An 18424-nucleotide genomic window follows, 5' to 3' on the forward strand; every position below is an offset into this window, starting at 1 on the left:
CGGGCATGAGCCTCGACGACCTCGACGAGAACGTGACCGCGAACTACGCCGCGCTGGGCGAGGAGACCGAAGTCGCGCTCGACCCCGAAACACGGAACGAACTCGCGATGCTGCAGGCGGCGATGGGCACCGACGCCGACGAGCTCCTCCGCCGGGGGATCCACGCGCTGTTCCAGCAGGCAGTCAGCAGCGGCGACCTCGACTTCCACCTGCGGACCGGCTACGACGTGACGTACGACGAGTACCTCGCGGGCGCGACGTACGAGGAGATGACCGGCGCCGATCAGTACCCCGAGCGCGACGAGGACCGACGGTACAACATGTAGCTCGACCTTTTGCTGCGGGCCCCGGAGGGCCCTTGCAAAAGCTCGACCAAAAGCCTGCGTCGGCCCCTTCGGGGCCTCCTTGGCCCGCTCGCTCCCTTCGGTCGCTCGCGGTGATACGCGAGAACAGTATCCGCAGCCCGTGACGGCAGAAACGGAGGAACCCGACGGCCGCCTCAGTTCGCGGCTTCGATCGCGTCGACGAACAGCTCCGCACCGAGTTCGATCTCGCGTTCGGTCACGTCCATCGGCGGCAGCACGCGGATCGTCTGCTGCCCGCAGGCGAGCAGCAGCAGGCCGCGCTGGAAGGCGGCGTCGACGATGTCGTCGCGTAGCTCCTTCGACTCGAAGTCGACGCCGAGCATCAGCCCCTTGCCGCGGACGCTGGTGACGCCGTCGAGGTCGGCGTCCCGGAGGAGCTCCTGGAACTGCCGGCCGCGCTCGACCGCGTTGTCGAGCAGGTCGTACTCCGCGATGGCGTCGATGGTGAACGCGCCGCGGGCGGCCGCGACGATGTCGCCGGCGCCCCACGTCGAGGAGAGCCGCCCCGTCTCGTCGGGGAACGTCTCGCTGTCGGAGATCGTCGCGCCGACGCGCATCCCCTTCGCGGAGGTGATCACGTCGGGGTCGTAGGGGTAGTGCTCGGACGCCCACCACTCGCCGGTGCGGCCGAGGCCGGACTGAATCTCGTCGGCGATCAGCGTGATGTCGTGCTCCTCGGTGACATCGGCGACGTCCTGAGCGAACGCCTCGCTGGGGAAGCGGTAGCCGCCCTCGCCCTGGATCGGCTCCATGATCAGGAACGCGACCTCCTCGGGGTTGACGTGGCCCGTCTTCGGGTCGAGTTTGGAGCGCAGCGCGGACGTGCCGCCCGCGAAGTAGCCGCACTCGCAGTTCTCGGGCGCGCCGTCACACGAACAGAACGGGAAGTCGTGCACCGACGCGATCTCGGGGAAGCGACGGCGGTACACCTCCTTCGAGCGGTTGAGCGAGAGCGCGCCCAGCGTCCGGCCGTGGAACGCGCCCTCGAAGGTGAGCGCGTACTTCCCGAGGGGGTTGTGGTCGTAGGAGATCTTCATCGCGTTCTCGACCGCCTCGGCGCCGGAGTTCGAGAGGAACACGGTGTCCATGCCGAACTCCTCGGCGGTGGCGGTGATGCGATCCATCAGGCCGGCGGCGCCGGGCAGCCCCTCGCCCGGCGGCTTGCCGTCGGCGGCGTAGAAGTCCTGTCCGGCGATCTTCACCGGGTCGAACAGGTCGAACTCCGAGAGCGGCTCGGTGATCTTGGGGTTGTTGTACCCCAGCGGCGCCGCGGCGACGTGGCTGGTGAAGTCCATCAGCACGTTGCCGTCGACGTCGGTACAGAACGGACCCTCGGCGGGGGCGGTGTGATCCCAGACGAACTCGTAGACGTACGTGCTCGGTGCGGCGAACTCGTGGTGGTAGTCGACCCACTCCGTGGCTCGGTCGCCGGGGAGGTCGCTAACCTCCGGCTCCGCGGTATCCCGGTCCATGCTTGAGGGAACGGGGGGGCTGTTGTTAAGCTGGCGGTCCGCTCAGAACCCAGGCCCGAACAGCATCGCCGCCCCCGCCACCGCCGCGGTGACGGCCAGCAGCAGCACCGACCAGATCGCCACCGAGCGGGCGAACCGCCGCGGCCCGGAGAGGGTGAGGCCGGCCTTGACCGCGATGCTCGACGCCGACGCCAGCAGCACGGCGATCACGGCGGGGCCGCCGGCGACGCCGCCACCGATGTACAGCAGCGTCGCCGAGGTGGTCGCGCCCGCCGAGGAGACCAGCCCCGAGATCGCCGCGCTGACGAACAGCCCCGCGGTGCCGAAGCGGGCCTGGGCGAACGCCGAGCCGACGAGGATCACCGCGAACACCGCGCCGAAGGTGAGCGCGTTCCGCATCGAGAACGGGCTCTCCAGCTCGACGTCGAGCGACGTGTCCCAGTCGGCGGTCAGCGCGGCCGCGCCCACGCTCGCGAGCACCAGCGCGCCCAGCGGCGCCGCCGCCCCGACGAGCACGGGCACCCCCGAGGTGAGGGTGAAAAAGAGGACGATCCCGAGGTTGCGCGCCGCCATCGCGGCGTCGGCCAGCAGCACCGCGGCGACGGCGTACTCCGTCACCGAGTCGCGCTGGCGGACGTGATCGAGCATCGAGCCCACGACCGCCGTCGACGACGCCAGCCCGCCGAAAAAGCCCGTGATCGCGACGCCGCGCCCCCCGTAAGTCCGGACCAGCGCGTAGTTCGCGATCCCGATCCCGGCGACGGTGACGACCATCAGCCACGCGACCCGGGGCGGGAAGCCGACGCCGAAGAGATCCATCTCCTCGGCGGGCAGCAGCGGGTAGATCACGAACGCGAGCACGGCGAACTCCGTGGAGGAGCGCAGTTCGGCGCGATCGAGTCCGCCGGCGAAGGAGTGGAGCTCCCGTTTGAGCACCAGCAGCGCCGAGGAGATCACCGCCACCGTCACCCCCTCGATCACCAGCCCGCCCGCCACGAGCGCGCCGATCCCGTAGGCCACGAACATCGAGACGCTGGTGGTCAGCGAGAGCGAGGCGTCCGCGCTGTCGCTCTGGAGCTCCCGGACCGCGAGCAGCCCGCCCAACAGCAGGACGAGCAAGCCGCCGACCGCCACCAGCGCGCCGGTGGCGGCGACACGCTCGGCCAGCAGCGTCGTCGTCGCGCCCGACAGCGTCAACAGCGAGAACGTCCGCACGCCCGCCGACTTCTCGGACCACTCGCGTTCGAGGCCGAGAAACAGCCCCAGCGCGCCGGCGATCGTCAGCCTGACCACCGGCTCCGAGAGGGGGGCGGCGAACAGCGTGTCGGCCTGCAGCGGCAGCATGGGTCGCTACGTACCGCACCCGGCACGTAAAGGTCTACGGGCCCGCGAGCCGATCGGGCCGGGAACACGCTTATACTCGCGCCGGTCCCCTCGGGAGGTATGGAGTTCTCGGCGGTCGACAAGGGGCGACTGGCGTGGGGGCTGCTCGGCCTCGCGCTCGCTGGCGCGCTGGCGTTCGTCGCCTACTCCTTCGTCGGGACGTTCGTCTTCGGCCTCTTCGTCTACTACGCGACGCGACCGATCTACCGGCAGCTCCGACGCGCGTTCGACAGCCCCAGCCTCGCCGCCGCCGTGTCGCTGTTCGCGCTCGTGCTGCCGGCGCTGGCGCTGGTGGCGTACGCGATCACCATCGTGCTCCAGGAGCTCGACCGCTACGCCCAGACGACCACGATCGACGTCGAACAGCTCGGCATCGACCCGGCGCTGCTCGACGGGATCGCCGACCCGGAGAGCCTGCTGCAGGACGGGATGGTGGAGATGCTCACGTCGGCCGAGCTGTCGGGACTACTCCGATCGGTCGAGTCGGCGTTCGGCACCGTCGCGGTGCTGGGCATCGCCGGCATCCACCTGTTCGTGATGCTGGCGATGGCGTTCTACCTGCTGCGGGAGGACCACCGGCTCGCGCGCTGGTTCGTCCGGAACTTCGACGACGACCGGGGGACCGTCCGGAGCTTTTTCCGCGCGGTCGACCGGGACTTCAACTCGATCTTCTTCGGCAACATCCTCAACGCGATCCTGACCGGCACGATCGGCGTGATCGCCTACTCCGTGCTGAACGTGTTCGCGCCGTCCGGCGGGTCGATCCCGGCACCCGCGCTGGTGGGGATGCTCGCCGGCATCGCGAGCCTGATCCCCGTCGTCGGGATGAAGCTCGTCTACGTCCCGGTGGCGCTGGTGCTGTCGGTCCAGTCGGCGCTCGCTGGCACGCCGGGCGGGTTCGCGTTCGTCGTCGCCTTCGCGGCGGTGTCGTTCGTGATCGTCGACACGATCCCGGATCTGGTGCTCCGACCGTACGTCTCCGGCCGCTCGCTCCACGTCGGCGCGCTGATGCTCGCGTACACGCTGGGGCCGCTGCTGTTCGGCTGGTACGGCATCTTCCTGATGCCGATGCTGCTGGTGTTCGTCGTCCACTTCACCCGCATCGTCCTGCCCGAACTCGTCGCCGGGGAGCCGATCGAGCCGTACGCCGTCGATCCGAGCTACATCACCGTCGATACGGGGGAGTTCGTGGAGGGCGAAGACGACACACCGGGCTTGGGGACCGAGAGCGAGGGTTAGTCGAGGTCGACGTACTGCTCCTCCCACTCCCGTCGAGCCTCGATCTCGCGGGTCCCGCGGCGGGTCAGCGTGTAGTAGTTGGTCCGGCGGTCGCGCTGGCCCTTCTCCACGAGCCCCTTCTCGACCAGCGTGTCGAGGTTCGGGTAGAGCCGCCCGTGGTGGATCTCCGACTCGTAGTACTCCTCCAGCTCCTCCTTGATCGCCAGCCCGTGTGGATCGCCCTCGCCCGCGATCACGTACAGCAGATCGCGCTGGAACCCGGTGAGGTCGTACATCGTGTTACTTTCCAATTATTTCGTAGACCTGATAAAGATTACGCAGATCTCCATGTTCACGGCCGTTGACGCCCGATCACCGGCGATCGAGTGACGGGGGTCCGATCCGGCGAGTCGACATATCCGTCACGGGGAACGAGTCGAGCGACGTGACTACTGACGTGAGAACGAAAACGCCGGGCGGGCCGAGAAAACCGGCCGGGCCCGGCGTCGAAACGGTCCCCGCTGACGCTTCGGCCCTCCAGACGAAGCGTCATCGGTCGTTGGCCGTCCCCTCGGTTAAACGTAGCGTTGTCCCGAATCCGACACTAGATGTGTTCCTCCTCGAGCACCCACCCCAGCGCCCGCTTGTAGTAAGTGAACATCTCCCTGACGCCCTCGTGGTTCATCTCCTCGCTGTCGAGCTGTTCCTGCAGGAACTCGTACTGCTCACGGATCTCGGACTCGTCACGCATGGGCCGGCGTAGGACCCGCGGGCGCTTGGGCGTGGCGGCGCGGTGTCGCGACTCGCGGGCTCGCCGCTCCCGCTACTTGCGGTCCAGCCGCTGGAGCCCGTGCCAGATCGCGTCGACCATTCGGTCCTCGCCCTCGCCGTCGGCGTCGTCCCAGCCGCGGGCCAGCGCGTCCTCGACGACGGGCAGCGAGTGGTTCTCGAAGTTGTTCATCCCGCGGAACGCCTCCAGCGCCTCGCGCTGGGGCTCGGCGAACGCGGCGACAGTTTCGGCGTCCTCGACATCGAGGTGGCCCAGATCGACCAGCGTGTCGGCGACCGCCTGTGCGGTCTCGCCAGTCAGTTCGGTTACGTCCTCGGGCTCTTCCCGGGCCAGCAGCGTCACGTCGTAGAGCTTGAACACGCGTTCCAACTCCTGAATCGGCGTCTCGTGGTCGTCGACGCGCACGTCGATCCAGCGATCGTTGCCGCCGTCGTAGCCGCCCTCGGGCTTGACGACGTACAGCGCCGCGGCCTGCTTCCCGCGGCTGTCGCCGCCGGCCTCGTCGCCGGCCTGGAGCGCGGCGAGCAGCCGCTCGGGCAAGCCGCCGTCGGCCTCCTCGAACGTCTCCGCCATCGCGTGGATCGTCTCCTCGTTCTCGAGGATGTTCCCCTGGGCGGTGTAGTTCTCACCCTGCACGTCGAGCGCGGTGTCGAAGCAGTCCTCGCCCGTGAAGCCGGCGACGGAGCCGTCCGCCCCGACGATTCCGACCTGTCGGCGCTCGGCCTCGTCGTCTTCGTCGGTCAGTCGCTCGATCGTCTCCTCGGCGGTCAGCCCGTTTCGGAGGTGGTCGAGCCCGTCCGCGCCGTAGGCGACGTTCGCGAAGCTCTGCGTCGCGATCGCGCCCGCCTCGGCGTCCGCGAACGGGACGACCGAGCCGACGCTGACGAACTTCGACTGGACGGCGATCCCGATCGCATCGTCCTCCGTGGCCACGATAGAGAACGTCATGGACGATGGATCGGTCGGCGGCGAGAAAAGCGTTGACGCCGCGGCAGCCGCAGTGGGGGACGATCAGTCCGTCGACGCGGCCGCGGTCGCCCGTGTCCGGCGGTCGTGTCCGGTCTTCTCCGCGGTCAGGGGCTGCTCCGCGACCAGTTCGCAGTCGAAGGCGGGGTGTTCGGCGAAGTGCCGGACGAGCAGGTGTCGGCGGCTCCCCGACACCGCGTCGTCGCCGGCGGCGGCCCCGACCGCGCTCGCGTCGAACCGCTCGGGCAGCCGCTCGTACAGCGTGGTTATCGTCCGGAAATCCCGGAACTGCTTCGCGTTGCCCGCGGAGTCGGCGCCCCGGCGCGAGACGACGTAGCTGCCGTCCGGGCGGTTCTCGCCGGCGGTCCGAACGAACTCCCGTCGCCCGGTCAGCGCCGCGGTCAGGTCGTCCCGCAACGCCGTCGCGGCCTCGCGGGAGAGTCGGTGCTCGCCGTCGGGGAGCGACAGAACCAGTTCGCCGTCCCGGGTGGCCTCAGCGCCGACCGATTTCTCGATCAGCCGCCTGTCGACGGCTTCCTCTATCCTCGACGGATGTCGGGTGGGACATCGTGCCCGATGGTAGGACTGGTCCTCACTTATCCGTGACGGGTGGACGGGGCGGACTCACACACGACCACGCCGCCCGACCACCGTCGTTTTGCCGCCGGCGCCTCCACGGTCGGACATGAAGATCCGCGGCGAGCGCGAGTGCAAGAACTGCGGCACGCGCTGGTCCTACTACGAGACGGGGGAGGCGAGCTGTCCCGACTGCGGGAGCCTCCGGAGCGTCGCGGTCGAGGACGAACGCCGGCGCCACACCGACAGCCCCGCCGAGATCGACCTCACCCCCCACCGGACCGCGCTCGCGGACGGCGAGGAGCTCCTCGACATCGCCGACGACGTGGCGTCGGACTGCCGAGCGTACCTCCGCAAACGGGGGTTCCTCCGCGGGGGCGAGCTGCTCGCGCTGGACGACACGTACCTCGCGGTCGGGGAGCTTCGCGCGGCGATCACCGACTACCGCCGGGACGCGCGCTTCGGCGCCGGGTACGACGAGCCCGACCGGGAGGCCGCCGAGCGCTACCTGCTCGACCTCCTCCAGGGCGCCGACGCCGGCGAGCGCCCCGCGCCCGCGGACGTACCCGACTCGCTCGCGCCCGCCCGAGGACTGGCGTACGCGGCGGCCGTGGAAGCCTACCGCGACGACGTGGCCGCCTTCCTCGACGACGAGCCCGACGAGGACGCCCGCCGGACGCTCGGCCGGATCCGCGATCAGGAGAAGCGACTCGACGCGCTGGAGGGCGATCTCCCGCCGGAGACGGTCGAGTCGCTCGTGCGGGCGTGTCGGGACCTGTACCGCTACCTGAACGGCGATGAGTCGGCACTCGCGACCGCGCGGCAGCGACTCGACGAGCTGGCCGAGAGTTGAAGGCCGATGGCGCGACCACTCACGCCGTGATCTGACGAACCGACGGCCGGACGCCGGAGGCGGGCGGGAGCAGGGCTCTCCCGTCCCCCTCGATCGCGGGAGCGCGGGGCACGTCCGGTCGCATATCTCTCCCCGCCTGTTCGCCATATGGTAACACGTTTTCAGCCAGCTTTATCACCGGACCCTCGCATTTGCGGCGTATGGAACACGCACTCGCAGTCGTCGGACCGGACGACGTGACAAAGGAGCTGGTTCGGGAGGCCGGCGAACTCGCGGCCGGGGTCGACGCCCGGCTCACGCTGCTCTGTGTCGTGAGTGAGGAGGAGTACGCCGAGGAGCGCGAGGCGCTGGAGGCGATCCCGGAGGCCGACGTGAGCTACTCCGTCGGACAGGCGCTGGAGGGCGCCCGGAGCTTCGCGAACGACATCGGCGTCGAGACGCTGGAGGGCGTCGACATCGAGTACGAGACCGCCGGCGCGGTCGGCGACCGGGCCGAAACCGTGATCGACGGCGCCCAGAACCACGGCTGCGACCACATCTTCATGACCGGCCAGCGCCGCTCGCCCACCGGGAAGGCGATCTTCGGCGACGTGACCCAGCGCGTCATCCTCGACTTCGAGGGGCCGGTGACCGTCGTGACGGAGTAAAGATCAGCCACGGCGCGTGACCTGCGACAGCCTCCGTGCTGTCGCGACGGAGCCGACGCCGTGACTGTGTGAAACCAACTCGGCGCGTGACCTACGACAGCCTCCGTGCTGTCGCCGCGGAACCGACGCCGAAACTCTACTCCAGATCGAGATCCACACCCGACTGCCGAGCCGCGGCCGTCACCGTGTTCCGTAGCAGCATCGCCCGAGTCATCGGTCCGACACCGCCGGGGACGGGCGTGATCGCGCCGGCGACTTTCGAGGCGCTCTCGTACTCAACGTCGCCGATCAGTTCGCGGTCGTCGCCCTCGCCGACGGCGTTGATCCCCACGTCGATCACCGTCGAGCCGGGCGCCAGCATCTCGCCGGTGACGAGTTCGGGGACGCCCGCGGCGACGACCACCACGTCCGCCCGGGAGACGTGGGCCGCGAGGTCGTCGGTCTTCGAGTGACAGACCGTCACCGTCGCGTCGGCGCCCTCGCCGCGACCGAGCAGAAGGTTCGCGAGCGGCTTCCCCACGAGCTCCGAGCGACCGACGACGACCACGTCCGAGCCGGGGATCTCCACGCCCGCCTCCAACAGCAGTCGCTGGATCCCCAGCGGCGTACACGGGACGAATCGGGGGTCGCCGGTCACGAGCCGCCCGACGTTCTCCGGGTGGAACCCGTCGACGTCCTTCTCGGGGTCGACCCGGCGCAGCGCCGCCGGCTCGTCGACGCCCTCGGTCAGCGGCCGCTGGATCAGGATCCCGTCGATCGCGGGATCCTCGTTGAGTTCGTCGATCGTCTCGAACAGCGCCGACTGGGGAGCGTCGGTGTCGATCTCGACGTGGCGGCTCTCGATACCCACGTCCTCGCAGTCGCGCTGCTTCATCCGGACGTACGTCTCGCTCGCGGGGTCGTCGCTCATCAGCACGGTCGCCAGCCCCGGGGTCACGCCCTCGCTCCGGAGGCGATCGACCGCCCCCGAAACGCTCTCTCGTACCGCCGCAGCGACGGCCTCGCCGTCGATCACGTCCGCCCGGTCGGCTCGCTCCTGAATGGCCTCGCTCACGGTCGATACGGGGGGCTACGCCCACTTCAACCCTCGGGTACGTGCATAGATCGAACGACACACCACCCACAGTAGACAAGAACGTGAATTACTCCGTCATCCGTCGGAGTCGGAGCCGCACGACTGTGTTCCCGTCCCGGCGCTCGAACGACACGTCGCCGCCGACGGATTCGACCGCCCAGCGGACGAGCCACAGCCCGAGGCCGCTACCGTGCTGGAGCTGCGTGATGTCGCGGCTGCCCGTGACGGCGGCGCGCTCGGCCTCCGGGATTCCCGGCCCGTTGTCGACCACGAGCAGATCGATCCACTCCTCGGGGGCTGGCTCGAACGTCTCCGCCCGGAGGTCGACGGTCGGTGAGTCGGCGCCGTGGACGATCGCGTTCTCGACCAGCTCCTCCAGCGCGAGCCGGAGATCCGAGGTCGCGAGCACCGCGAGATCGTCGAGGTCGTCCTCGACGCGGACCGTCGCGCCGGGGAACTGCTCCCTGGCGCCCGCCGCGACCGTCCCGAACAGGTTCGCGACGTCGATCGTCGATCGCTCGGTTTCGGGGCTCTCGATGATCTGTCGGATGCGCTTTGCGGTGTCGCTCAGGTCGATCAGCCCGTTGGCGGCCTCGACGAGCGCGGCGGCCTCCGACTCGATATCCGGATCGTCCGCCCGGTCGAGCACGTTCTCGGCCCGGCCGATCACGACGCCGAGGTCGTTGCGGAGGTTGTGTCTGAGCAGTCGGTCGAGCACTTTCACGTGGCGCTCGCGGCGCTCGATCTCGGTCACGTCTGTGTAGATGCCGAACGCGCGGACGGAGCCGTTCTCGGCGTACGGAATCCCCCGGAACAGGAACGTCCGCGCGCCGTGGGCGGTCTCCCGCCTGACTTTCGCCCCGGTCACCTCGCCCTCCCGGACCCGTTCGTTGATCGCTTCCGGCGGCGTGTCCCGGGCTCGCTCGCCGGCGGGCAGGCTGAGCACCTCGTCGATCGGCTGCCCGACGATCGCCTCGCGGTCGACGCCGAACACGTCCGCGAACGCGTCGTTGGCCGCGCGGATCACCGGCCCGCCCTCGGCGTGTTCGGCGTCGACGACCGGATCGGGGAGGTTCTCGAACAGCGTCCACAGGCGCTCGTGCTCCCGGCGGAGATCCTCGCGGGTCTCCGCCAGCGTCGAGCGGTCCTCGACGATCCCGACGAGCGTCCGGCCGCGGTCCGTGTGTTCGAGCACCGAGAGGTCGACGCGGGCGGGGAACGACTCCCCGTCGGGCGAGTCGATCCGGAGGTCGAGCGAGAGCTCCGAGACGCCCTCGCGGAGCCGGCTCTCGGCGCCGTAGAACTCCGTCACGTCGACGAACTCCACGACGTGTTTGCCGACGATCTCCTCCCGGTTCATGCCGAGGCGTTCGGCCAGCGGCGTCGAAACGTAGTCGATCAGCCGGTCCTCGTCGAGCACGAACACCATCCCCTGAACCGATTCGAGAACGGCTTCCCGGCGACGCAGTTGGGTCTCGCGCTCGGCCCGATCGAGCGCCGCGGTCACCGTCGTCGACAGCAGCCGCGCCAGCGAGACGTCGGCCTCGTCGAACGCGTCGGGGGCGGTCGAGCCGACGCTCATGACGCCGTGGTCGCCCAACGGGAGCGAGATCGTCGAGTTGACCTCGCCGAACTGCGCCTCGTCGAGGTCGAGCGAGATTCGCGAGCTCCCCTCCTCGTAGACGGCCCCGGCGATGCTCTCGCCGACCCCGTAGCGCGACCGTGTCGGCATCAGTTCGTCGACCGGGTCGGTCTTGGCCGCCACCCGGAGCCCGTCGTTGCCGCGGTCGGAGAGGCGGACGACCACGACTTCGAGGCCGAGCACGTCCCGGGCCGCCTCGCACGCGATCTCCGCGATCGCGTCGGGCGTCTCGGCCGCGAACAGCCGGCGAGTCGTGCCGTGGAGCCGGTCGAGCACCACCCGCCGACGCTCGGCCGCGTCGAGTTCGACAACCGTGATCGTCGCCCCCGCGTCCGTCGGGCGGGCAGCCAGCTCCAGCCAGCGGTTCGCCGGCATCAGCCGCTCGACCGTCGACACCGTCCCGTCGTCGGCGTCGAGATCGTCCATCCCTTCCAGCCGGCCGAGGTCGGCCCACGGTAGCGCCTCGTGGAGATCGCTGGCCAGCAGTGACTCGGCGTCCCGGCCCAGCAGTTCGGCAGCGCGCTCGCCGACGTAGCTGATCCGCCCCTCCTCGTCGACGGTCAGCGTCCCCCGCGGCGGGCGTTCGTCGGTCGGCGTCGCCGTTCCGGTCGGTGCCGGCGGGTCGCCGGCGGCCTCCCGAGCAGTGTCGTGGTTCGAGCCCCTCCCGTCGGCGATCGAGTGTGAGCCCGACTCGACGGTCGCGAGGCGGTCGAGGAGCGTGTCGACTCCCCACTCGTCGGTATCCTGAGGGAGCACGACATCGACGCCGGCCGCGCTCGCGGCACCCACGCCGTCGGCGGTCGTCGCCGGCGGACAGTAGGCGATCGGCGCCGGCGTGGCCGCGCGGAGTCCGTCGAGGTCGGCGTCGTCCGTCCCGACCACGACCGCCCCGGGACGGTAGCGAGTCGCCGCACTACTGCCCGTTCCCGGGTCGGCACTCCGGAGCGACCAGCCGCGCCGCTGGGCGAGGCTGTCGACCGCGTCGGGCGGCGCCGAAGCGCCGATCCAGAGGAGGGTCTCGCTCATCTACCGTCTACTGCCGTCCCTGAGGCATAAACGGTCCGCTCCGACTACTCGTACAGCGGGTGTTTCTCGGTCAGCTCGCCGATAGTCTCGGACACCTCGGCGAGCACGTCCTCGTCGTCCGGGGCGTCGACCACGTCGGCGATGCAGTCGGCGACGGTCCGGCAGTCGCTCGCGGTGAACCCGCGGGTCGTGATCGCGGGCGTGCCGACGCGGATGCCGGAGGGGTTGAACGGCGAGCGCGTCTCGCCGGGGACGGTGTTGGCGTTGAGGACGATCCCCGCCGTCTCGAGCGCCTCCTCGACGTCCTTCCCGCTCGTGTCGGGGTGGGACGGGCGCAGGTCCGCGAGCACGAGATGGGTGTCGGTGCCGCCCGACACGAGGTCGAGGCCGCGATCGCGCAGGCGCTCGGCCATCGCCTCCGCGTTGGTGACGACGCGGGCGGCGTACTCCTCGAACTCCGGCGTGAGCGCCTCCTTGAACCCGACCGCCTTGCCCGCGATGTTGTGCATCAGTGGGCCGCCCTGCATCCCGGGGATGACGGCCTTGTCGACGGCCTCGCCCCACTCCTCGCCGCACATGACCATCCCGCCGCGACCGGCGCGGATCGTCTTGTGGGTCGAGCCGGTGACGAAGTCGGCGATGCCGACCGGCGACGCGTGCTCGCCGGCGGCGACGAGCCCGGTGATGTGGGCGATGTCGGCGAGGTGGAGCGCGTCGACGGACTCCGCGGTCGCCTGGATGCGCTCCCACTCGACCTCGCGGGGGTAGGCGGAGTAGCCCGAGACGATCATGTCGGGCTCGAACGCCTCGGCCTGCTCGGCCAGCCCCTCGTAGTCGATGTACCCCGTCTCGTCGTCGCACTCGTAGTGCTGGACCTCGAAGTGCTCGCCGACGAAGTTCGCGGAGTGGCCGTGGCTGAGGTGGCCGCCGTGGGTCAGATCGAGGCTCAGAATCTTGTCGCCGGGGTCGAGCGCGGCGATGTAGACGGCCATGTTGGCCTGCGAGCCGGAGTGGGGCTGGACGTTGACGTGCTCGGCGCCCCAGAGCTCCTTCGCGCGGTCGATCGCGAGCTGTTCGACGGTGTCGGCGTGCTCGCAGCCGCCGTAGTAGCGCTGCCCGGGGTATCCCTCGGCGTACTTGTTGGTGAGGCTGCTGGACTGGGCGTCCATCACCGCCTCGGAGACGTGGTTCTCGCTGGCGATCAGCGTGATCGTGTCCCGCTGGCGGCCGGTCTCGGCTTCGAGCGCGTCCGCGAGCTCGGGGTCGACCTGTCGGACGTGATCGTGCTCCATACGCGCAACCGGGGCCAGGTCCGGGTTAAGCTTGACTGTCGCCGCCGCCCGACAGAGATTTAGCGCCGGCCTCACGTATCGCGGGACGGACGCATGGACGTCGAGATCGACGGGGACGGTGTCCGCGCCGTCGACGAAGCTAAAACCGCCGTCCGTGTCGAGGCCGACGGCTGGGAGCCGAGCGCCGCCGCGCCCGCGCTGGACGCGCCCGTGGATGCCGAGCTCACCGGCCGGACCGAGCGACTGGAGTTCCCGCCCGTCGTCGTCGCTGTGGACGACGTCGATGGCGAGGAGTCGACGACGCTGGGTGGTCGCGAGGGGCCGATCTCGTTCTCCCCCGGCGCGTACGAGCTCCGGATCGCCGCGCCGGTCCGGACGTTCCTCCGGATCGACGGGCCGTTCAGCCTCGCTCAGCCCGAGTTCGACCGGACCGTCGTCTCCTTTCCCGGGCCGACGGCCGTCAGGCTGGGGTTCCAGAGCCGGGCCGACTCGACACGGGAGTCGGTCACCGTCCCCCGAAGTCCGGAGGGGGTCGCGACCGCGCTCTCGACGCTTTCGGCCGCCTTCCGGTCGACGACGGCCGACCGGTCGTTCAGTTCGATGCGGGAGCGCCCGCCCTCGCTGACGTTCGGTGAGACGGTCTCGATCCCCGACGCCGTTCGCGAGGCGGTTCCCGAGCACTCGGTCGAGCTCCGGCTCCCCCGCTCGCTGTCGGCGCTGCTGCCGGCGGCGTCGCTGGCACACTACCTCGGCGCCGAGGTCAGCGTCGCCGAGGGGGTCGAGCCGTCGCTCCGCGCAGGGGGTGAACGGATCGATTTGGGACAGGGACGCTGCTACGAGCGGCGGGTCGCGGCGCTGCTCCGGCGGACGTTCTGGCTCGACTGTCTGGTTCGAACCGCCGGCCCCCACGACGCCGCCGTCCGGACGGCCGACCTGCTCGACCGGCTCCCGATCGACGCCGACGCGCTCTACGACGCGGAGATCGCCGAACGGCTGCTGGCGTACCGGGCGGTCGACATCGACGCCGTCGCCGACGCGTTCCCGGAGTGGCACCTCTCGATGTACGTCGAGCCGACGTACGACGGCGTCCGGTGTCTGCCGTTCATGCTCGCCGACGTGCCGCAGCTGTTCACCCCCCGGAGCAGCCCGCTGAGCGACGAGGACCGGCTCGACAGCTCGCTCTCGGCGTTCTACCGGGCGGGCGTGGCCGCCCCCGACCCCGTCGAGCTCCGGGACGCCGAGCTGGGCCCGAGTCGATACCACGGGTGGCTGGCCGACGGCGTCGCCATGGACACGTTCAAAACGCTGCCGGCGGCGTACGAGAACCGATCCCTCTACCGGGGGCGGGCCGACGGCCCCATCTCGGTGGTCGCGGTGCTCAACGAGGCCGAGATGCGGGAGGAGCACTCCCGGGCCGCCGACATCTACCGGCGGCGGGCCGAGAAGCTCGACATCGACATCGACGTGCGGGAGTCGCTGACGGTCGACGAGCTCGCGAACGTGATCGAGCAGCGCCACGACCTGCTCCACTTCGTCGGGCACTGCGAGCCGTCGGGGCTACGCTGTCCCGACGGGACGCTCTCGATCTCGTCGGTCGACCGCTCCCGGGTCCAGACGTTCTTCCTCAACGCCTGTGGCTCCTACGAGGAGGGGAAGGCGCTGGTCAGGAAGGGGAGCGTCGCGGGCGCGGTCACGTTCGAGAAGGTGCTCAACAGCCACGCGGCGAAGGTCGGGACGATGTTCGCGCGGCTGGTCGCCCACGGCTACGCGATCGAGCGGGCGCTCGCGTTGGCCCGCCGGCGGGTGATCATGGGGAAGGACTACGCGGTCGTCGGCGACGGCACACACGTGCTCACGCAGACGGACTCGCTGGCCGGGACCGAGGCGAAGCTGGTCCGGGACGGCGACGCGTTCACACTCACCCACGGGATGCTGTCGCCGTCGCTCGCGGGCGGTCGTGCGTTCCTCAACGTCGACCGAGACTGCCCGCCGGTGTTGATCGGCAACGAATGGGAGCTCGAGATGGACGCCGCGGAGGTCGTCCAGTTCCTTCGACGGGGGGAGTTCCCCGTCGTCTACCGCGGCGACATCCACTGGTGTACCGAGCTCGCCGAGGAGCTCGCCGCCGAGACGGCCGGTCGCTAATCCTCTATCGGCTCGGGGCCGGGGTCGGCCGAGGCGTCGTCGGCCGGTTCGAACGGCACCCCGTCCGCAGCCATCGCCCCGTCCTGCACGGCGAGTAGGACGAGCATCGCCGCGACGGCCACGACGAGCCGCGGGTGGCGCGCGACGAACTCGCCGATCCGAACACCGATACCCGATAGCGTTCCGTTCCGTGCCATGTAGTATCATGGTTCGCCGACACTGAAAAGAGTTGTCCCAATTACACGACGAAGGCGGGGTTGTTTTCCTCGATACGATCGTTCAGAATTTCCGTTAGAAGCCCTGAGACGGCAGTATACCCGTTAATATTAAATACCGAGTGACGCATATACTCTCCTAGAAATGAGTTCGAATTTACTCGGCGACGAAATCGAGGATATCCTGCGGGAGAGCATCGAAGACGCCGACGGCGAGATACTGTTCGTCGGTCCCTCGGCGGCCGCGGTAGAGGCGCTGATCGGGCTCGGCACCGAGTTCGACGGCGAGTTCCCGACGGTGAAGCTGCTGGCCGACGAGCGCCTGCTCAAGGACGTGATGGACGACTTCCTCGTCGCCAGCAACGCCGCCGACCTCGTCGAGGCCGGCAGCCTCGAGCTGCGGACGCTCGAGGGCGGCGTCGACAACGCGCTGCTCGTGACCGAGGCACGGACCATTGCGGTCGTCACCGCCGGCGACGCCGTCGCGGGGCTTGCCACCGACGACGAGTCGTTCGTCGGGCAGGCCCACGAGGACTACAGCGCACGCTTCGAGGCCGCCGAGACGTTCAACCTCCGGACGCCCGCGATCTCGCGGGTTCGGGAGACGATGGAAGACGACATCGGCGAGCAGTCCCGCACCGACTTCGACGCGGTGCTCGACTCGCTCGAAACCGCCCGCGGCGACGGCGACGGGCTCGACGAGGTGACCATCTCGCTGCTGGTCGCCGCGAAGAACGACGTGCTGCTGTACGACATCAGCAAGTGGGGCGAGGACGTGGGAATCGCCTCGAAGGCGACGTTCTCCCGGACCAAGACCCGCCTCGAGGAGCTCGGCCTGATCGACACCGAAAAGGTGCCCATCGACGTGGGTCGCCCCCGCCTGCGTCTGAAGCTCGGCGACGATCGGCTCCACGACGCCGACGCCGAGGAGCTCGCCAGCGTCGCGCAGTCGATGATCGCCAGCTGAGCCGGCACCCGTTCCTTTTTGCGAGCGGCGCCCCCCTCCCGAGGTATGGATATCGGAATCGTCGGGAGCGGCCCCGCCGCCGACGCGATCGAGGCGGCGATGGGCGACCTCGACGCACGCGTGGTCGAGACCGGCAGCGGCGAGTTCGCCGACGTCGGGCTCTGTTTCGTCGTCGGCGCCGCCGGCGCGGACGCGTTCGAAACCGCGGCCGCGAGCGGACTGGATCGGTGGATCGCCGTCGAGATCGGCGGCGTCGGCGGCCACGCCGTCGACGAAGTGGACGCCGCGGTCTCGGCGTTCACGCCCGGCTCGGGCTGCTACCGCTGTCTGGAGCGGCGCGTCGCCGCGACGGTCGAGGGGGGTGACGACCCGTCCGCGCCCACGAGCGCCGTGCGCTACGCGGGTGCGGTCGCCGGCCGCCGGGCGACGAGGATCCTGACTGGCGAGGATTTGGGCGGCACGGTCGTCGAGATCGGCGAGGCAGACGTGCAGCGCCGGTTCCAGCCGGTGCCGTACTGTCGCTGCGCCGGCGGGCGGGACCGGACGCTCTCGCTCTCCTCCCGAGAGACCGACCTCGACGACGCCGTCGGCCGTGCCGAAGCCGCGGTCGACGACCGCGTGGGGCTGATCGAACAGGTGGGCGAACAGGCGTCGTTCCCGCTGCCGTACTACCTCGCGTCGATCGCAGCGACGGAGGGGTTCTCCGACGCGAGCGCGGCCCCCTTCGCCGCCGGCGCGGCCACCGACTGGAACGAGGCGTACATGAAGGCGCTGGGCGAGGGGTTGGAGCGCTACGCGGCCGGCGTCTACCGAAACGCGGAGTTCCGGCACGCGCCCGCGACGGCGCTCGACGACGCCGTCCAGCCGACCCGCTTCGTCACGAGCGACGGCTACGACCCGGATCCGGACGCCGAGCGCCCGTGGCTGCCGGGGCTGGATCTCGTCGACGAGGCGGGCGTCTGGCTCCCCGCCGAGGTCGTCCAGTACCCGCCGCCCGAGCGGCGGATCAAGCCGCCGATCACCACGGGGCTCGGCCTCGGGAGCTCGACCGGCGAGGCGGTGATCTCGGGGCTGTCGGAGGTGATCGAGCGCGACGCGACGATGCTCGCGTGGTACTCCGACTACGAGCCGCTGGGGCTGGCCGTCGACGACGAGCGCTTCCGCGAACTCGAGAAGCGTGCTCGTGCCGAGGCGCTCTCGGTCTCGGTCACGCTGCTCACGCAGGACGTCGACGTGCCGGTCGTCGCCGCGACGGTCCACCGCGACGACGAGTGGCCCCGATTCGCCGCCGGATCGGGCGCCGCGCTCGACCCCGTCGACGCCGCCACGGGCGCGCTCGCGGAGGCGCTCCAGAACTGGATCGAGCTCCGGGACATGGGCCCCGAACAGGCCGCCGAGGAGGGCGGCGCGATCGGCGAGTACGCCGACTTCCCCGACCGCGCTCGGGAGCTCACCCACCCTGAAACGACGGTGCCGGCCTACTCGGTCGCCGACCCCGCCGCCGAGCTCTCGGGCGATGCCGCACTCGACGCCCTCGTGGAGCACGTCGACGACGCCGGACTCACGCCGTACGCCGCCCGGACGACGAGCCGCGACGTGGCCGCGCTGGGGTTCGAGGGCGTTCGCGTCGTGATCCCGGAGGCACAGCCGCTGTTCACCGGCGAACCGTTCTTCGGCGACCGACTGAATCGCGTGGCGGCGGCGATGGGGTTCGAGGCGCGGCCGGAGCGGGCGTACCACCCGTTCCCGTGACCACGCGGCGAGCAACGGACTCTCCCCTCCGTCGGACGGT

17 protein-coding genes are annotated in these 18424 nt (G+C 70.2%); 7 read left to right on the plus strand and 10 right to left on the minus strand.

The features are described from left to right. The first annotated feature begins 5 nt into the window (after positions 1-5). Positions 6-326, plus strand: coding sequence for a hypothetical protein (locus tag ACQUSM_RS10525; protein ID WP_435118383.1), 321 nt, complete (start codon positions 6-8; stop codon positions 324-326). Positions 327-499: 173 nt separating this feature from the next. On the opposite strand, the gene ACQUSM_RS10530 is transcribed toward ACQUSM_RS10525, so the two are convergent. Continuing rightward, a complete protein-coding gene (locus tag ACQUSM_RS10530; RefSeq protein WP_435118384.1) occupies positions 500-1837 on the minus strand; it encodes an aspartate aminotransferase family protein in 1338 nt (445 codons plus the stop codon). A 42-nt stretch (positions 1838-1879) separates the two neighbouring features. After that, positions 1880-3181 (minus strand): MgtC/SapB family protein, encoded by a 1302-nt coding sequence (locus ACQUSM_RS10535; protein WP_435118386.1) that lies wholly within the window; start codon positions 3179-3181, stop codon positions 1880-1882. A gap of 99 nt (positions 3182-3280) precedes the next feature. Here ACQUSM_RS10535 and ACQUSM_RS10540 point away from each other — a divergent pair, with 99 nt between their 5' ends. Beyond that, positions 3281-4459: an AI-2E family transporter gene (locus tag ACQUSM_RS10540; protein ID WP_435118387.1), complete on the plus strand. Its 1179-nt coding sequence runs from the start codon at positions 3281-3283 to the stop codon at positions 4457-4459. Here ACQUSM_RS10540 and ACQUSM_RS10545 read toward each other — a convergent pair. The 4 genes from ACQUSM_RS10545 to ACQUSM_RS10560 form a co-directional block, all read right to left on the minus strand. Continuing rightward, positions 4456-4734 carry a PadR family transcriptional regulator gene (locus tag ACQUSM_RS10545; RefSeq protein WP_435118389.1) on the minus strand — a complete coding sequence of 93 codons (279 nt, stop codon included), beginning with the start codon at positions 4732-4734 and terminating at the stop codon, positions 4456-4458. The genes ACQUSM_RS10540 and ACQUSM_RS10545 overlap by 4 nt on opposite strands. Before the next feature lie 308 nt (positions 4735-5042). Then, positions 5043-5189: a hypothetical protein gene (locus tag ACQUSM_RS10550; RefSeq protein WP_202594678.1), complete on the minus strand. Its 147-nt coding sequence runs from the start codon at positions 5187-5189 to the stop codon at positions 5043-5045. Positions 5190-5261: 72 nt separating this feature from the next. After that, positions 5262-6176 (minus strand): DUF1028 domain-containing protein, encoded by a 915-nt coding sequence (locus ACQUSM_RS10555; RefSeq protein ID WP_435118392.1) that lies wholly within the window; start codon positions 6174-6176, stop codon positions 5262-5264. A 63-nt stretch (positions 6177-6239) separates the two neighbouring features. Beyond that, positions 6240-6668, minus strand: coding sequence for a DUF7528 family protein (locus ACQUSM_RS10560; protein WP_435119691.1), 429 nt, complete (start codon positions 6666-6668; stop codon positions 6240-6242). 211 nt (positions 6669-6879) lie between these two features. On the opposite strand from ACQUSM_RS10560, the gene ACQUSM_RS10565 reads away from it, so the two are divergent. Then, positions 6880-7623, plus strand: a complete 744-nt coding sequence (locus tag ACQUSM_RS10565; protein WP_435118393.1) for a DUF7117 family protein — start codon at positions 6880-6882, stop codon at positions 7621-7623. 200 nt (positions 7624-7823) lie between these two features. Then, the gene (locus ACQUSM_RS10570; protein ID WP_053948760.1) at positions 7824-8270 is read left to right on the plus strand and encodes a universal stress protein; all 447 of its coding nucleotides are present in this window, start codon (positions 7824-7826) and stop codon (positions 8268-8270) included. 136 nt (positions 8271-8406) lie between these two features. Here the strand turns inward: ACQUSM_RS10570 and ACQUSM_RS10575 are convergent, their stop codons facing one another. The 3 genes from ACQUSM_RS10575 to glyA all read right to left on the minus strand — a co-directional run bounded on the left by ACQUSM_RS10575 (position 8407) and on the right by glyA (position 13305). Beyond that, a complete protein-coding gene (locus ACQUSM_RS10575) occupies positions 8407-9324 on the minus strand; it encodes a bifunctional 5,10-methylenetetrahydrofolate dehydrogenase/5,10-methenyltetrahydrofolate cyclohydrolase (protein ID WP_435118395.1) in 918 nt (305 codons plus the stop codon). 88 nt (positions 9325-9412) lie between these two features. Continuing rightward, positions 9413-12013, minus strand: a complete 2601-nt coding sequence (locus tag ACQUSM_RS10580) for a PAS domain-containing protein (protein ID WP_435118397.1) — start codon at positions 12011-12013, stop codon at positions 9413-9415. Positions 12014-12057: 44 nt separating this feature from the next. Continuing rightward, the gene (gene glyA / locus ACQUSM_RS10585; protein ID WP_435118398.1) at positions 12058-13305 is read right to left on the minus strand and encodes a serine hydroxymethyltransferase; all 1248 of its coding nucleotides are present in this window, start codon (positions 13303-13305) and stop codon (positions 12058-12060) included. A 93-nt stretch (positions 13306-13398) separates the two neighbouring features. Here glyA and ACQUSM_RS10590 point away from each other — a divergent pair, with 93 nt between their 5' ends. Beyond that, on the plus strand, positions 13399-15450 hold the full coding sequence (locus ACQUSM_RS10590) for a hypothetical protein (protein WP_435118400.1): 2052 nt from the start codon (positions 13399-13401) through the stop codon (positions 15448-15450). On the opposite strand, the gene ACQUSM_RS10595 is transcribed toward ACQUSM_RS10590, so the two are convergent. Then, the gene (locus ACQUSM_RS10595; RefSeq protein WP_435118402.1) at positions 15447-15647 is read right to left on the minus strand and encodes a hypothetical protein; all 201 of its coding nucleotides are present in this window, start codon (positions 15645-15647) and stop codon (positions 15447-15449) included. The two genes, ACQUSM_RS10590 and ACQUSM_RS10595, sit on opposite strands and share 4 nt — an antisense overlap. Positions 15648-15810: 163 nt before the next feature. Here ACQUSM_RS10595 and tbsP point away from each other — a divergent pair, with 163 nt between their 5' ends. Together tbsP and ACQUSM_RS10605 are read left to right on the plus strand one after the other, a co-directional pair. After that, a complete protein-coding gene (gene tbsP, locus ACQUSM_RS10600) occupies positions 15811-16632 on the plus strand; it encodes a transcriptional regulator TbsP (RefSeq protein WP_435118404.1) in 822 nt (273 codons plus the stop codon). Between the two features lie 45 nt (positions 16633-16677). Then, positions 16678-18384, plus strand: a complete 1707-nt coding sequence (locus ACQUSM_RS10605) for a YcaO-like family protein (protein WP_435118406.1) — start codon at positions 16678-16680, stop codon at positions 18382-18384. The last annotated feature ends 40 nt before the right edge of the window (positions 18385-18424 follow it).

This window comes from Halolamina sp. C58 (genome assembly GCF_051195095.1).
Lineage (GTDB): Archaea > Halobacteriota > Halobacteria > Halobacteriales > Haloferacaceae > Halolamina.